This window comes from Shinella sp. H4-D48 (genome assembly GCF_022637395.1).
Taxonomy (GTDB): domain Bacteria; phylum Pseudomonadota; class Alphaproteobacteria; order Rhizobiales; family Rhizobiaceae; genus Shinella; species Shinella sedimenti.
Map to the genome: position 1 here is coordinate 1,216,080 of NZ_CP093337.1, position 15,334 is coordinate 1,231,413.

The 15,334-nt window shown below is 62.3% G+C and carries 15 protein-coding genes; 7 read left to right on the top strand and 8 right to left on the bottom strand.

Features of this window, described 5'->3' with window-relative positions; translation table 11 throughout:
• Nucleotides 1-906, top strand: coding sequence for a methylenetetrahydrofolate reductase [NAD(P)H] (metF, locus tag MNR02_RS05765; protein ID WP_241948409.1), 906 nt, complete (start codon nucleotides 1-3; stop codon nucleotides 904-906).
• A 484-nt stretch (nucleotides 907-1,390) separates the two neighbouring features.
• On the opposite strand, the gene MNR02_RS05770 is transcribed toward metF, so the two are convergent.
• The 4 genes from MNR02_RS05770 to MNR02_RS05785 all read right to left on the bottom strand — a co-directional run bounded on the left by MNR02_RS05770 (nucleotide 1,391) and on the right by MNR02_RS05785 (nucleotide 5,370).
• Entirely contained in the window at nucleotides 1,391-2,326 is a 936-nt protein-coding gene (locus MNR02_RS05770) for a DMT family transporter (RefSeq protein ID WP_241948410.1), read from the bottom strand.
• A 115-nt stretch (nucleotides 2,327-2,441) separates the two neighbouring features.
• Nucleotides 2,442-3,638: a lytic murein transglycosylase gene (locus MNR02_RS05775; protein ID WP_241948411.1), complete on the bottom strand. Its 1,197-nt coding sequence runs from the start codon at nucleotides 3,636-3,638 to the stop codon at nucleotides 2,442-2,444.
• A 127-nt stretch (nucleotides 3,639-3,765) separates the two neighbouring features.
• Nucleotides 3,766-4,545: a glycoside hydrolase family 25 protein gene (locus tag MNR02_RS05780; RefSeq protein WP_241948412.1), complete on the bottom strand. Its 780-nt coding sequence runs from the start codon at nucleotides 4,543-4,545 to the stop codon at nucleotides 3,766-3,768.
• 156 nt (nucleotides 4,546-4,701) lie between these two features.
• Nucleotides 4,702-5,370, bottom strand: a complete 669-nt coding sequence (locus MNR02_RS05785) for an outer membrane protein (RefSeq protein WP_241948413.1) — start codon at nucleotides 5,368-5,370, stop codon at nucleotides 4,702-4,704.
• Between the two features lie 233 nt (nucleotides 5,371-5,603).
• Between MNR02_RS05785 and MNR02_RS05790 the strand changes: the two genes are divergently transcribed.
• The gene (locus MNR02_RS05790) at nucleotides 5,604-7,163 is read left to right on the top strand and encodes a bifunctional diguanylate cyclase/phosphodiesterase (protein ID WP_241948414.1); all 1,560 of its coding nucleotides are present in this window, start codon (nucleotides 5,604-5,606) and stop codon (nucleotides 7,161-7,163) included.
• A 73-nt stretch (nucleotides 7,164-7,236) separates the two neighbouring features.
• Complete coding sequence (locus MNR02_RS05795; protein ID WP_241948415.1) at nucleotides 7,237-8,643, top strand: serine hydrolase; 1,407 nt, start codon at nucleotides 7,237-7,239, stop codon at nucleotides 8,641-8,643.
• Here the strand turns inward: MNR02_RS05795 and MNR02_RS05800 are convergent.
• Nucleotides 8,628-9,029 (bottom strand): ketosteroid isomerase-related protein, encoded by a 402-nt coding sequence (locus MNR02_RS05800; RefSeq protein ID WP_241948416.1) that lies wholly within the window; start codon nucleotides 9,027-9,029, stop codon nucleotides 8,628-8,630. The genes MNR02_RS05795 and MNR02_RS05800 overlap by 16 nt on opposite strands.
• A gap of 81 nt (nucleotides 9,030-9,110) precedes the next feature.
• On the opposite strand from MNR02_RS05800, the gene MNR02_RS05805 reads away from it, so the two are divergent.
• Nucleotides 9,111-9,698, top strand: coding sequence for a GNAT family N-acetyltransferase (locus MNR02_RS05805; protein ID WP_241948417.1), 588 nt, complete (start codon nucleotides 9,111-9,113; stop codon nucleotides 9,696-9,698).
• Nucleotides 9,699-9,707: 9 nt separating this feature from the next.
• Here the strand turns inward: MNR02_RS05805 and MNR02_RS05810 are convergent, their stop codons facing one another.
• The 3 genes from MNR02_RS05810 to MNR02_RS05820 all read right to left on the bottom strand — a co-directional run bounded on the left by MNR02_RS05810 (nucleotide 9,708) and on the right by MNR02_RS05820 (nucleotide 12,673).
• Nucleotides 9,708-10,631 (bottom strand): lytic transglycosylase domain-containing protein, encoded by a 924-nt coding sequence (locus MNR02_RS05810; protein WP_241948418.1) that lies wholly within the window; start codon nucleotides 10,629-10,631, stop codon nucleotides 9,708-9,710.
• 131 nt (nucleotides 10,632-10,762) lie between these two features.
• Nucleotides 10,763-11,392 carry a LysE family translocator gene (locus MNR02_RS05815; RefSeq protein WP_241948419.1) on the bottom strand — a complete coding sequence of 210 codons (630 nt, stop codon included), beginning with the start codon at nucleotides 11,390-11,392 and terminating at the stop codon, nucleotides 10,763-10,765.
• A gap of 66 nt (nucleotides 11,393-11,458) precedes the next feature.
• Nucleotides 11,459-12,673: a pyrophosphate--fructose-6-phosphate 1-phosphotransferase gene (locus tag MNR02_RS05820; protein WP_241948420.1), complete on the bottom strand. Its 1,215-nt coding sequence runs from the start codon at nucleotides 12,671-12,673 to the stop codon at nucleotides 11,459-11,461.
• Nucleotides 12,674-12,913: 240 nt separating this feature from the next.
• On the opposite strand from MNR02_RS05820, the gene MNR02_RS05825 reads away from it, so the two are divergent.
• From MNR02_RS05825 to MNR02_RS05835, 3 genes are all read left to right on the top strand, one after another.
• The gene (locus MNR02_RS05825) at nucleotides 12,914-13,654 is read left to right on the top strand and encodes a DnaJ family molecular chaperone (RefSeq protein WP_241948421.1); all 741 of its coding nucleotides are present in this window, start codon (nucleotides 12,914-12,916) and stop codon (nucleotides 13,652-13,654) included.
• Nucleotides 13,651-14,415: an N-acetylmuramoyl-L-alanine amidase gene (locus tag MNR02_RS05830; RefSeq protein WP_241948422.1), complete on the top strand. Its 765-nt coding sequence runs from the start codon at nucleotides 13,651-13,653 to the stop codon at nucleotides 14,413-14,415. Before MNR02_RS05825 ends, MNR02_RS05830 begins: the two co-directional genes overlap by 4 nt.
• A 225-nt stretch (nucleotides 14,416-14,640) precedes the next feature.
• Nucleotides 14,641-15,327 (top strand): lytic transglycosylase domain-containing protein, encoded by a 687-nt coding sequence (locus MNR02_RS05835; protein ID WP_241948423.1) that lies wholly within the window; start codon nucleotides 14,641-14,643, stop codon nucleotides 15,325-15,327.
• Nucleotides 15,328-15,334 lie beyond the last annotated feature (7 nt).

Sequence of the window (15,334 nt, forward strand, 5' to 3'; positions counted from 1 at the left end):
ATGACCAAGGCGACCGACAGCCCGTCCCGCAGGGATATCCGCCTGTCTTTCGAGTTCTTCCCGCCCAAGACGGCGGAAGCGGAAAAGCAGCTATGGGAAACGGCTACGCAGCTTTCGGCCTATGACCCGGCCTTCCTTTCGGTGACCTACGGTGCCGGCGGTTCCACCAAGGCGCCGACGCTGGCGACGGTGCGTCATCTCCTCAGGATGGGGCTGCCTGCCGCCTCGCATCTCACCTGCGTCGGTGCGACGAAGGATGAGGTCAATGCCGTCGTTGCGGAGTTCCAGGCCATCGGCGTCAAGCATTTCGTGGCGCTGCGCGGCGATCCGCCGGGCGGCGTGGGCACGGCCTACCAGCCGCATCCGGGCGGCTATGCGAACGCGGCGGAACTGGTCGCCGGGTTGCGCGGCCTTGCCGATTTCGAGGTCTCTGTCTCCGCCTATCCTGAAAAGCATCCGCAAAGCCCCGATGTCACGGCTGATATCGACATGCTCAAGCGCAAGGTCGATGCGGGCGCGACACGGGCGCTGACACAGTTCTTCTTCGAAAACGACCAGTTCGAACGCTACCTGGAGCGTGTCCGCCGGGCCGGCATCACTATCCCGATCGTGCCGGGCCTGCTGCCGGTGCACAATCTTTCTCAGGTGCAGAAATTCGCTGGAATGTGCGGTGCCACGGTGCCGGCATGGCTCGCCGAGCGGCTGTCGCCTGTCGACGAGAACCCGCAGGAGCGTATGGCAGTCGCCGTGGAACTCGCCGTGCGCCAACTCGAGGATCTCGTGGCACGCGGCGTCGATGAATTCCACTTCTATACGATGAACCGCGCCAATCTCGTGTCAGCGGTCTGCGACGGCGCGGGGCTCGCGAAGATCGACCGTCGTCCGGCTGCCGGCGCCGCGGCCTGAACAAAAGCTCACTTATCCCCCAAATGAAAAATGCATGGCACCGTCTCCGGGGCCATGCATTTTTCCAAAAGGTTCGGGTAGGGATTTCTGGTTTGTAGCCTGCCGCTCGGGTTTCGCTTGTATCGCCTCAGATGAAGATCATCGTTGCGATGAAGAGGAATGCTGCACCGATCATCAGAACATTCAAGGAATGTGTGAGTCCCATGGCGACCTCCTTGCGTTAACTGTTCGATATTACGACCGAAAAAACCGGATTGAAAAGGTGTTTTGTTGCTGCGTTGCAACATTCGTACTTTGGCAGTCGGTTATTCACAGGTCTAACGCATTGTAATTTTTGCGCAAAAGAACCCGCCACAAAAATTTCACAATCCCTACCAGATGACGAATGCCGGCAATGTTCATTTACCAGTATGGCGCAACCGTGGCGTCGCAAGGCTGCATATTCCGCAAAAACGGCCGTGAAAGCCCTTTGTTCCGGAGGGAATTAACGTTTTGGAAACCGGGCAAGGAGGCGGCCGTCTAGAACGACGAGGCCGAGCAGGACCAGCGCCATTCCCAGCATTCCGAGCATCGTGAGCCGCTCGCCAAGGAACACCGCGCCGAGCACAATCGCGCTGGGCGGCACCAGCAGGGTAACGAGAGAGGTGTTGGTGGCTCCGGCCGCCGCCATGATTCGGAAATAAAGGATATATCCGTAGGCCGTGGAAAGAAGCGCCAGCGCCAGAACAGCGAGGATGGCGCCGGTTGGGGGCAGGGGAAGCTGCCAGGGCGCGTCGATGGCGAGCGAGACCGGCAGCATGAGCAATGTAGAAGCCGTCAGTTGCCCGGCTGCGATGACCGGCGGGGCGGTGCCGCGGAAACGCTTGCCGTAAGTCGCGGCGAAACCGTAGGACACGGCGGCGAGCACGGGAAGGACGACGGCCCAGAGCGGCGGGCCGCTGTCGCCGGTGAACGGCGCAAGCGCACGTGGGCCGATGAGGACGGCGGTGCCGGCAAGGCCGATGAGGCAACCCGCGATCTTTGCGGGCGAAAGCTTCTCGTCCGCAGTCATCCGGTTGGCGATGAGCACGGTGAAGATCGGCGTCGTCGCATTGAGGATGGAGGCGAGGCCGGCGCCGATCTGCGTCTGGCCGAGAAAGATCAGCATATGCGGCACGGCATTGTTGATGAGGCCGAGCAACAGGAAGGAGCGCCAGCGGGCGCGCAGCGTGGCATAGATCGAAAAGCGGCCGGCAATGTAGATGTGCAGGGCGATGGCGGCGATGGCCACGCGCAGCAGGACCAGCGTCGCCGGCGGCACATGGGGAACCGCCACGCGCGCGAAGAAGAACGAACCGCCCCAGATGAGGCCAAGCAGGCTCAAAAGCCCCCATGTGGCTGCAGACATGCGCGTCGAAGCCGGTGATGCCTGCTGTTCCATCGGATGTTCCAAGCGTCAGGATGAAAATGAAGCGGCGCCGCCGGTCTCGGCCGGTAGCGCCGCTCAGGTCTTCAAAGTCCTAGCGCACGGGATGGCGCCACGCCACCCGATTTCGTCAGAGCGCGGCGAGCAGGGCCGGCGTCGCCCAGCCATCGGCGGGCATGCCGAGGCGCAGCTGTTCTTTCTGGATGGCCGCGCGCGTGCCGGAGCCGAGAATGCCGTCGATCTTGCCGACATCGTGGCCATGGGCCTGCAGCTTCGTCTGAAGCTCCTTCATGGCGTCGCCGGACAGGCCTTCCTCGGGCATGCCGCGCTCATAGGGCGGGGCACCGGCCAGGCGCGTGGCGAAATAGGCCGCCGACGTCGTGTAGATGAAGGACTGGTTCCAGGCGAGGTAGATATTGAAGTTCGGATAGGTGATGAAAGCGGGGCCCTTGCGGCCCTGCGGCAGCACGAGCGAGGCTTCGAGATTGCCGAAGGAGGTATCGCCGTCGCGCGGCTTCACACCAAGGGCAAACCAGTCCGATGCTTTCATGCCCGGCTGGAGACCCGTCTTTTCGAAGGGCAGGGCATCGGGAACGGACACTTCCTGGATCCACGGCTGACCCTTTACGAAGCCGAGATGCTGGATGAATTTCGCGGCCGTGAGGATCGCGTCGGGCGCGCTCTGCTTGACATTGATGTGGTTGTCGCCGTCGCCGTCGATCCCGAATTCGATGATGTCCTTCGGCAGCATCTGCACCTGACCGATCTCGCCGGCCCAGGCGCCCGTCGTGCCGTTCGGGTCGAGGTCGCCGTGACCGACCATCTCGACGGCAGCGATCAGCTGCGGACGGAAGAGTTCGGGGCGGCGGCAGTCATGCGAGAGGGTGACGAGCGCGTTGCGGGTGTTGAAATCGCCCTGCACTGCGCCGAAATCCGTCTCCATGGCCCAGAAAGCGGCAATAACGGGGCCGGGAACGCCGAATTCCTGCTCGGCGCGGCCGAACACCGAAGACAGGTCGCTCAGCTTCTTGCGACCAATATCGAGGCGCGACTGGCTGACCGTGCGCTTGGAGAATTCAAGAAAGGTCTGGCGGAAGACGCCCTGCGCGCGGTCGCGCGACAGGACCTTCTGGTCGATGGCGGCGCCGGCAAGCGCGCGGTCGGCCACATCGGCGGAGACACCGTGTGTCAATGCTTCGGCCTTCACGCCCTGAAGAAAGGCGTCGAGATCGCCGCCGCAGGCCGTTGCCGTCTGGGCCTGCGCGCCGCCGGCCAGCAGGAAGGCCGTCAGGCCCGCTGCGAGTGTCGTCTTCAGGTTCTGCCGCATCTGGTGCTCCTTGGGTCCGCTGCCCTTCTGTAACATAGGGCGGCTGTCTCAGATGAATGTGACGGAAGCAAGAAGAAAAAGGCAAGCCAGAAGGCTCGCCGTTATTTCCCTCGTCAGTGTTGCGTCGTCAGCGGGAAACGGAGGCGACCCACTTGTTCCAGTTCTTTGCGGAACCGGCGAAGACGTTGATATCGGTGTTGCCGGAAAGGCCGGGCACGACGCCGGTCGAGGTATATTGCCAGAACGCCCACTTGCGCGCCGGGTAGATGTTTTCCGGGTGGTTGGCGACCGAGCGTAGCCAAAAGTGATAGCCCTCGAAATGACCGACGAGATTGTCGCGGTGGAAATCCACGGTCGTGTAGATGATCGGCCGCTTGCCGTAATGGGCTTCCAGGCGGTCCATGAAGCGTTTCAAGACCGTGCGCACCTCGTCCGCCGGTGGGCGCAGTTTGCATGTCGGCGAGGCCGCGTTCCATTCGGCGTCCAGAACCGGAGGGAGGTGCACGGCCTCCTTCGGCACATTGGCAATGAACCAGTCCGCCTGCGCATCGGCCGTCGAGCAGAAATAGTAGAAATGGTAGGGCGCGTGAGCGACGCCTGCGGCCTTCGCGCCGCGCCAATATTCCGTAAAGCGGCTGTCGAGACGGTCCGTGCCTTCGGTGGCCTTCAGGAAGGCGAAGGAAACCCCGCCTGCCTTGGCGGCGCGCCAGTCGATATCGCCGTTCCATTTGGAGACGTCGATGCCGTGGACCTCGTGACGATGCGGATTGCGGGCGCCGAAATCCTGCGGATCCTTGTCCTCGAAGCGCGGCGGCACGGAAGACGTGACCCCGAGATCGTAGTCGGTGGTGGAGCAGGATGTGGCGAGAAGGGCGAGCGGCAGGAGGGCCAGAATGAGCCGACGCATGTGTGTCCCGTTGTTACGCGTTTACCGATCCTGCCTCGAAAGGGGCGGAGCGTAAAGAGCAGCGCGCGAGACGGGCTCACGACCTATCGCATATTCTGGTAAAATTACGGTTAGCAGAGCGTTAAGCCGGGGCGATGGACCGCCCCGGCTTCAACCTCAGAATTTCATGCTAACGCCAAGCATAACAGAATGGGACGTGACGTCGCCCTTCAGGCCCTGCGCGTCGAAGACGTCGGACTTGCCATAATCGCTGTAGCGATATTCAAGTCGGCCGACCACCGAATCGGTGAAAGCCTGCTCCACGCCGGCACCGATCGTCCAGCCATGGAGCGTGTCCTTTTCCCGAACGCCCGTCGTCTCGTTCTCTAGGGCCGCATTGGTAAAGGCATAACCGCCTGTACCGTAGATCAGGGTTCGATCAATAGCGTAACCGACGCGGGCCCGGACCGAACCACCCCACAGGGTTTCTGCTTTCAGCGTATCGCCGCCGACATCGAAGCGCTCGTCGTTGAAGTCGCGCTTGACGTCCGCTTCGACACCGTAGACGAATCCGTTATTGAAGAAGTTATAGCCCGCATAAGCGCCGACGGCCCAACCGTTCAAATCTTGGTCGATTAATGTGGTGCCGGCGGCGGAATATTCCGCGTTTGACCACCCATAGCCGGTGTTCACACCGACGTAGAAGCCGCCCCAGTCATAGACGCCGGCGACTTCCGTGATTGGCGTTTCCATAGGCGGTTCGGCGACCGCCATATCGGCGGCGAATGCCGGCAGTGCGCCAGCGGTTGCAATGATGCCTGCGGCACCGAGGATCATGGATTTCATGTAAGGGTCCTTCCCACTCTATGGTCGCGCGAAGCCCCGCACGCGAATGACAACACCCCCCAAACGCCCGATTGACGGCTTGGTTCCGAGAAAAATTACCCCCGTTAATTCTTGTGATGCGAACGCCAATACACTCTTAACACTCTGTCATCCTTTGTCCGCTAGAACCGTGATGCGCCGATATGTGGCTGGGCGCGTCCTGTTGTCATGATAACAACGGTTTAGGGTGCATGATGTTCAAAACCTTGTTGCCAGGGATCGAGCGGCGCTATGCGCTTGCGGGATCGATCTTCGGTGCCTTCCTGCCAACGATCTGCCTGGTGGCGGATCAGGTCACACAAACCGAGATTCACGAAAGCATCTTCGATTTTTCGGTGCCGACGGCGACGGCGCTGGCGCTGATGCCCGTCTTCTTCGGGGTCGGTTTCTACCAGATCGGCCGATCCAAGGCGCAGCTGATGCGCGAGCTCAACCAGCGCCGCCAGACGGAGCGGCTGTTGGCGCATGAGGCCCATCACGACCGCCTGACGGGGCTTTCGAACCGGTGCTGCCTCGAGCGCGATATTCAGACCCTCGTGGAGGCGAGCGGAAAAGGGGCGCACTCTGCGCTGCTGCTTCTCGATCTCGACCGTTTCAAGTTCGTCAATGACAGTCTCGGCCACGATGCCGGCGATCTTCTGCTGGCGACAATTGCCGGCCGGTTGAAGCACGCGCTCTCCCCGGCAGCGCAGGTCTACAGGCTGGGCGGCGACGAGTTCGTGGTGACGATCCCGGGCAGCCCGTCACAGGGCAAGGTAGAGGACGTCTGCCGCACCATCTGCCGCCTCTTCGAAGTGCCGATGGACCTGAAGGGAAATCGCGTGACGAGCGGCTGCAGCATCGGCATCGCGCTGATTGCCGATGCGGACTGCAAGACAAGGGAACTGTTGAAACGGGCGGATGCCGCGCTCTACGAGGCCAAGGCCATACCCGGAAACAGCTATCGCTTCTTCGACGCCGTACTTGCCGCCGACATCGAGGCGCGCGCCTCTATCGAACGCGATCTGACACGGGCGATCGATGCGCAGGAATTCTTTCTTGAATACCAGCCCATCGTTGGGGTCGAGAGCGGTTCGGTTCGCGCCTTCGAGGCATTGCTGCGCTGGCGGCACCCTGACAAGGGGATCATCTTGCCCGACGTGTTCATTCCCGCTGCGGAGAAGACAGGCCTCATCCTGCCGCTCGGAAGCTGGGTGGTGCGCGAGGCCTGCCGACAGGCCAGCGGATGGCCGGCGCCGACGGGCGTGGTGGTCAATGTGGCGAGCGCCCAGTTCCGGGACAGGGGGTTCGTGGATCACGTCAAGCATTGCCTGGACGAGGCCGGCCTTGCGCCCGGTCGCCTTACCGTCGAGGTCACGGAAGCGGTATTTTCGTCCGATGATACGGCCGTGTGCGAGGGGCTTCGCGCACTGCGCGCTCATGGCATCCGCGTCGCGCTCGACGATTTCGGCATTGGCTTCTCATCGATCAACAACCTGCGCACATTCCCGATCGACCAGTTGACCGTGGACCGCTCCTTCGCCCGAGCGATGATGGAGAGCAAGCGGGAGGCCGATCTCGTCGACATCATTCTCAAGCTCGGCCAGACCTTTCAGGTGACGACGACGGTCAAGGGCATCGAGTCGGAAGAACAGCTCGACTTCATTCGCCAGCGCGGTGCTTGCGAGGCGCAAGGCTATCTTATCTCGGCGCCGGTGCCGGCAGCGGACGTGCCCACATTTCTCGCGAGACCGGAAAGCCGGCTTTCGGCCTGACCTATCACGCGCCTGAAAGGTCTTTTCATGACGGTCAAATCCTGATTGTGTCCGTAGTGGAAGGAGAGGCTGCATGAGACGATTCTACAGGCGTCTGGCCTGGACAATCTCCGCGCTCGCATTGTTCGTTGCAGTGGCGGCGAGTTGGCTCATCGTTTCGCCGCCGGCACTGCTCAGCGTCGGCTCCGGCTATGCCGCCAAGATCGTGTGCTCCAACACGTTCATCGCCGGCCGCGACCCCGCTCAGGTGTTGAACGAGGATGTGCAGGCGCCGGGTCATCCGCTGCTCAAGCTCATGCGTCAGGACGTCGATCTCGACGGAAAGACGGTGACGACCCGCCTATTGGGCCTTTTTGCACCCGGCTACGCGGTATGGCACGAGGGCTTCGGCTGCACGGGGGTGCCGGACGGCGACTTTCAGGCGGCGCGCCAGGCCGTGTCCGACGTGGCTCTTCCCTCGATTCCCGCGGGAAATCCGGCTATCGCCTGGCCTGGCGGGGAGGGGGTGTCGCAGAACGAGCGCATTGCCGCCCTGCTTGCCAATCCAGACCTGACGGGGCCCGGAATGCGGGCGGTTGTCGTCGTGCATGACGGCCGGATCGTCGCGGAAACCTATGGTCCGGGCTTTTCGGCACAAACGCCGCTGCTCGGCTGGTCCATGGCGAAGTCGGTCAATGCTGCACTCCTCGGCCGGCTGATGCAGGCGGGCGCGCTGTCTCCGCGGATATCAGGCCTGTTTCCCGAATGGCAGGGTGATGCGCGCTCTGCCATCACGATCGCCCAGCTGCTCGCGATGGAAAGCGGGCTCGCCTTCAATGAGAGCTACGGCTCCGTCACCGATGTCACGCGCATGCTCTTCCTCGAGCCCGACATGACGCGTTACGTCATCTCGCTGCCGCTGCAGGCCAATCCGGGCAAGGTGTTCAACTATTCGAGCGGTACGTCGATGCTGCTGACGCGTCTGTGGATGAGTGCGGCCGGCGGACGGGCGCAGGCGCTGTCCTTTCCCTCGCGCGCGCTGTTTGCGCCGCTTGGCATGGCGAGCGCGGTTCTGGAGCCGGACGAAACGGGTATCTTCGTCGGCTCTTCCTACATGTACGCGACGGCGCGCGACTGGGCGCGCTTCTCGCTTCTGCTGCTGAATGACGGGGTCTGGAAGGAAAACCGCCTGCTGCCTCCTGGCTTCGTGACCGCCATGGCGACGCCGACGAAGGCCTCAGGGGGCGCCTATAGCCATATGCAGAGCTGGACGAAGGGGCCGGGGGAAAAGACCGATGCGGAATACGGTCTGCCGCCGGGCTCGTTCTGGATGCTCGGGCATGACGGCCAGTCCGCCGCCATCATGCCCGCCCGCAGGCTTGCGGTAATCCGGCTGGGGCTCACGCCGTCGAAACTCGGCTATCGGCCCCAGCTACTGGTCAGACGCATCCTTGATGTGCTGGATGCGTCGGGCACTCAGGCGGATCAGCCGCCGACTTGAGCGATCCAGTCGTTGAGGTTGTAGGTGTTGGTGATGCGCGCGACCTTGCCGTCGCGGATCTCGAAGAAGGCGCCGGCGGGCAGCACGTAGGTCTGGCCGTTGGCTTCCGGCAGGCCTTCGTCGGTTGCCAGATACTGGCCGTTGACGACGAATTCGGCCGCACCGCGCGTGCCGTCGTCGTTCGACATGATGACGATGTCGGTCAGCGTTTCGCGATAGCTGCGGTTCATGTGCGCCATGAAGTCGCGGAAGGCGTCCTTGCCGACCTGACGTCCGCCCTGGTTGATATCGTGGACAACCTCATCATGCAGGAGGTCGAAGAAGGCCTCCATGTCCTGCCTGTTGAAAGCGTCGTAATAGGCGCGGATTGTCTCTTTTGCTGGCATGTCATCCCTCATATCTTTATCTCTCGGCCGAAGCCGACCGACTTATAGCACTGTTCAAGCCCCTGGGAACATTCGCGTATCATGCAAATCAAGATTGTCCATGGCGACGCCGTGACGCCTTACATCGCCGACCTTGCCCGCCTGCGCATTGCCGTGTTCCGCGCCTTTCCCTACCTCTACGAGGGCAGCGAGGACTACGAAGCGTCCTATCTTGCGACCTATGCGAAATCGCCCGAAAGCCTGTTCGTGCTGGCGCTCGACGAGGACCGCATCGTGGGCGCTTCGACGGGCGTGCCGATGACGGACGCCTCCGGCGAGTTCAAGGCGCCGTTCATCGATGCGGGCATCGATCCGCAGACTGTTTTCTATTTCGGTGAATCCGTATTGCTGGACAGCTATCGGGGCAGGGGGCTCGGCGTGCGTTTCTTCGAGGAACGCGAAGCCTATGCAGGCCGTTTCGATCGGTTCGACTGGTGCGCCTTCTGTGCCGTCGAGCGCCCCGCCGGTCATCCTCTGCGTCCGGCCGGCTATGTGCCGCTCGACGCCTTCTGGGGCAAGCGCGGCTATAAGAAGCGCGCGGATCTGCGCGCCATGCTTTCCTGGCAGGATATCGGCGAGGGCGAGGAGACCGAAAAGCCCATGACGTTCTGGCTGAAGCCGGCGCGCTAGGGCTACGGCTTAGCGCAGGCCGGTCTCGTCAAGCAGGCCTTTTCGCTTGGCGTGATAGTAGTAGCCCGCCGCGTAGAGGCGCACGGCGCCGTCGTTCTTGTCATCAGCAACCAACCAGGCGCCACGCAGATACTTGCCGGCATATTTGATGTTGGTCTCGGCGTCGAACAGGCCCTCGGCCGGGCCTTCGTAGCCCATGCTCCTGGCCGTCGCATACTTGATCTGCATCAGACCATAGTGGCCGCGGTTATAGGCCCTCGGATTGTAGGTGCTTTCGCGCCTGACGACGCGATGCAGAAGCGATTCCGGAATGCCGTAGAGGGCGGCATATTTGGTGATGATGTCGTCGATCGGCGTGCCGGACTTCCTGAAGGGCTGTTCGGCGCGCGGCACGACGAGGCCGGTCTGCGTGGTAAGCACCGCGTTGCTGATCGTCGGCTTGGCCATCGGCACGATCTTGTGTGTCGCGACGAGCTGCTCGAGACCCTCCGGTTCACCCGTGTCGAAGCCCGGCTCCATGACCGAGACGCCGATAACGGTATCGGTCGCCTGCGGCATTTCGGCGACGGCGACCACACCGCCATTCGTCTGGCCGGCAAGAGCAGCCGTCGCGGCAGCGGCACCGGTTACAGCCTTCGTCTCTGTCAGGGCCGAGACGGGGGCATTTTCCGTCGCAGTCGCCACGACGATCGGGGTGGGCAGGGCCATCGCCGTGTTTTCGGTGCCGGGCTTTGCTACGGGCAGGGCGGCGTAGGCCACTTCCGTCGTCGCGCCGTCGGTGGCGGCAAGCTCCGTCGTCGTGGCTGTCGGCGTCACCGTCTTTGCCGAGGTCGCATCGTCGGCAACGCTGGCGCAGCCGGCGAGCGTCACGAGGAGGCCTGCACAGGCTAGCGCGGAGATGCGCGCCGGACGGAAAACGGGGGTATCAGCCATGATCGTCGTACTCGGTTTGCCGGGATGCGGGGCGCCGGAACGCCCCTGCTTTTGCAAATCAATCGGCCGTGGCCGTCAGACGCTCTTAACCGATCAGGCGCGGCGCGGCAACCCGCCGAACCGGGTCAGGCCTAGGCGGAGGCCCGCTTGAGGCCCGCCGTCAGCAGTCCGGCACCAATGAGAAGCGTGCCGCCCGTGCGGTTGACGACCTTCTGGACCGAGGGTTTCCGGATGGTTTTGCGGGCGGGCGAGGCCACCAGCGCATACGTAAAGGCGTTGAGTGTCGCCAGCACGAGGAAGGTGATTTCGAAGATCACCATCTGCAGCAGGACGGGCCGGGAAAGATCGAGGAACTGCGGGAGAAAGGCGACGAAGAACACGATGCTCTTGGGATTGAGCGCGGTGACGACATAGGTGTGCGCGAAGACGCGCAACGGCTTTTCGTCTGCGGGTGCCGCGGCGTCCGCGCCCGCTGCGACGGGCGCGCGCCACAACTTGATGCCGAGCCAGACAAGATAGGCGGCGCCGATCCATTTGAGCACGGTGAAGATCGCCGCGGAGGTGGCGAGCAGTGCGCCGAGACCGAGCATGGAGGCGGTCATGGCCGTGAAGTCGCCGAGCGCCACGCCTGCAACGGTGGCGCCTGCGGTGCGGCGCCCATGCCCCAGCGCGTAGGAGATGACGAGCAGGATCGTCGGACCGGGAATGGCCAGCATGACGGCGGAAGCGGCGGCGAAGGCCAGCCAATGTTCGAAAGACATGAAAAACTCCCCGGATCGATCTTATCCGGGGAGCAAGCCATTCTCTGTTCGGGACGTCAAGCGGGTTTAAGCCGCGGGCTTCCACTTCTGGCCGATCACGTCCATCACCTCGCCGAACCACTTTGCAGACGTGTCGAAGTGCTTGCCGCCCTTGATGCGCGGGAACTCGATGGTGCGCAGTTTGCCGCCCTGGCCCTCGTCATGGCCGGTAACGCCCGAGACCTTGTTGAGCGCGCTCTCGACGGCAAGGTCGGTCATGCTCTGGATGAGGCGCAGATCGTCACGGTTGGCCGGTGCCGAGCGGGCATAGTAGCCCGACTTCTGCACCATTGAGCGCTCTGCACCCAGAAGTGCTGCGAACTGCTTGGAGAACCAGTTGCCGACATTGATCGTGTCGATCTTCACATGGCCGAAGGCGTCGCGCTTGACGGTCTCGCCGGAGGCTTCCCGTTCCGCCACGATGGCGTCGAGGCAGGCGCCTTCCGACACGAAGAGCGTGACGAAGCCGGTGCGCTCCATGATCGCTTTCAGGCGCTCGGCTTCGGCTGCCAGATTGAAGTCCATTTCTGGCAGGTAGAGGCCATCGATGTTCTTCATCTGCGCGTTCATCATGAAGCCGTCGACATATTCGTTGGCGCTGGTTTTCTGAATGTATGCACGGGCGGTCGCGGCGGTGAGCCAGCCGCTGTGGCGGCCCATCACTTCGTGCACGACGAGGGTCTTGGGTGCCGCGCTCTGCTCATTGCTGACATTGTCGAAGAAACCGGCGCCGACTTCGGCCGCCGTCCAGGCGCCGAGCGACTGGCGGATCGGAACGACATCGTTGTCGACAGTCTTCGGCAGGCCGACGACGGTGAGATTGTAGCCGTTGGCGCCGAGATAGGCGGCGAGGTCCGCCGCCGTCGTGTTGGTATCGTCACCGCCGATCGTGTGGAGAATGGTGACGCCGTCCTTGGCGAGGCGCTCGGCGGCAACGCGCAGCGGGTTTTCGCCTTCCTTGACAAGGCCGCGCTTCACGCAGTCGGCGGTGTTCGTCAGCTTCACACGGCTGTTGCCGATCGGCGAGCCGCCATAGCGGTGCAGGAGGGGAGCCTTCTCGCGCATCTGCGGAGTGATCTCGATGCGATCGGCGAGCAGCAGGCCTTGATAACCGGAGCGATAAGCGATGAGTTCTATATCCGGCGCCACGTCGCTGTAGCGTTCGATGAGGCCGCCGACCGCGGACGACAGGCAGGGCGCAAGCCCGCCCGCGGTCAGCATTGCGACTTTCTGCTTTGCCATGATTCCTCCTCGGCTTCTGCACGTCTGGATGGGTTGGCGTTGCTCGTAGCGCAGAATCCCTTTCAAGGGAAACGGCGCGGCAAACTTATCCGCACTCCATGACGGATTGTCTTCATCGTCCACAGCGTCGGTGCGGCGCACATAAAAATCGGATGACCCACTTAATGAGGGTCATCAAAATTTATTTATCCTGCCCTTCCTGCCTTGCTTTCCCTGCAATTGTCTGATCAAGATCACCTTATGTTCCAGAATTCGCCCAGTTGCTTCATCAGTGCCGTGTGGGATCGCCTCGTCGGCATGGTCTCGGATGCCGCCAGCAATGTGCTGTCGGGCGTGGTCGAGGCCGTGCGTACCCTTTTCGAGGGCGATCCGGAGACCCGCCGGCAGGTTGCCTTTTCCGTCGCGATGATCGCGCTCTCAGCCAAGATGGCGAAGGCCGACGGCATTGTTACGACCGCCGAGGTCGATGCGTTCAAGGATATCTTCAAATATCCCGACAATCAGGCGGCCAATGTCGCGCGCCTCTATAATCTCGCGCGTCAGGACGTCGCGGGCTATGAAGCCTATGCCGAGAAGATGAAGGCACTGTGCGTCTCCTGCGAGAACAATTGCCCCATCCTCGAGGACATCATAGACGGTCTCTTCCATATCGCGAAGGCCGACGGTCTCATCCATGAGAACGAGATGGCATTCCTCCAGCGCGTCGCCGATATCTTCGGCATGGCCGAGGATCGCTTCGACCAGATCACGGCGCGGCACGTGCATGTCAGCGGCCGCGATCCGTACAAGGTACTGGGCGTCAAGCCGAGCGACGATTTCGCCGATATTCGCAAGCGCTACCGCGTGCTTGCTTCGGAGAACCATCCTGATAGGCTGGTGGCGCGTGGCGTGCCGGCAGAGTTCCATCAGATTGCGAACGACCGCATGGCCGCGCTCAACGCTGCCTATGAGGCGATCGAGAAGGAACGCTGCGCTGCATGAGCGCATTCACATGTGACTATGCCGGCGCCGTCCCCGCGCCGTCGCCGAACTTCGGCGAACGGGCGGGCGGACGGACCCCCGACATCATCCTCCTGCACTATACGGGTATGGAAACGGCCGAAGGCGCGCTGAAATGGCTGCGCGCGCCCGAAAGTCAGGTTTCCTGCCATTACTTCGTGCATGAAAACGGGCGCGTCGAGCAGCTCGTGCGCGAGGCCGATCGCGCCTGGCATGCCGGCAAGAGCTTCTGGAAGGGCGAGGTCGATATCAATTCGGCCTCCATCGGCATCGAGATCGTCAATGCCGGCCATCCCGGCGGCCTGCCGGATTTCCCCGAAAAGCAGATCGACGCGGTCGTGGAACTGTGTCTCGATTGTGGCCGAAGGTGGGGTATCGCCCCCGAACGGGTGCTTGCGCATAGCGACGTGGCCCCCATTCGCAAGGTTGATCCGGGTGAAAAGTTCCCTTGGGAGCGCCTTCATGCGGCAGGGGTCGGGCACTGGGTCGAGCCGTCCACGATTGCCGGCGGTCGCTTCTTCCAGAAGGGGGATGCGGGCCAGCCTGTCGAGGCCCTGCAGACCATGCTGTCGCTTTATGGCTATGCCATTGAAATCGATGGTATTTATTCGGAAAAGACAGAAGGTGCATTAGCGGCTTTCCAGCGGCATTTCCGGCCCGCGCGGGTTGACGGAATAGCCGATTTTTCGACCATCGACACCCTTCACAGGCTGCTCTCCGCATTGCCCCGTCTGGGTGCCTGAGCGTATATCGATTTCAGCTAATGTTACGATATGTAACGGAAGTTTACCGCTTCGCCACATCCTGACCCGATTGGGGATGTTCTTTCCGCTTGCGTTCGTTGCAGCGCAACATGCGGTCAGGGCCTGATCGCTATCAACAAGGATCAAGACGTTTGCGCGGGATGCGCGGCTTGATAGCCGCGCGCCCAAGGCTCTGCCTTTGCGCCTTTTGGAGACGATAACTCGATGAGAAGACTTTCTGCTGCCATCAGCGCGGCCTGCCTTTTTGCGTCCGTTTTTTCCGCCGGAATGGCGCATGCAGGGCGAGGCGACTACCGGACGAGCGGCACACAACCCGTTTTGCAAACCTCCACGAAGGACAAGGCCGACAAGGCCAAGAAAGAGCAGGCAGATGCAGCCAAGAAACCCCGCAAGGTTTCTGGCAAGCGCAACAAGCGAAATGCCGGATCAGACAAGGGCGATGTCGTCGTCGGTACGCTGAAGACCTACCGCAGCACCGCCGGATATCCCAAGGCGGAGAACCCGCTCGTGGCGGGCGTGAAGACTGCGAGCTATTCCGGCCTGATCCAGACCTACGCGAAAACCTATGGCGTGCCCGTCGATCTTGCCCATGCCGTCGTGCGCATCGAGAGCAATTTCAATCCGCGGGCGCGGGGAAGCGCCGGGGAGATCGGCCTCATGCAGATTAAGCCGGCCACGGCGCGCATGATGGGCTATCGCGGGGGCGCCAAGGGGCTCTACGATCCTGAAACGAACATCAAGTTTGGCATGAAGTATCTCGCCATGGCCCATGAACTGGGCGGCGGCACGGTCTGCGGCACCATCCTGAAATACAATGCCGGCCACGGCGCCAAGCGCATGAACCCGGTCTCCAAGCGCTATTGCGGCAAGGTGCAGAGCTACATCGACTGATAGGTGG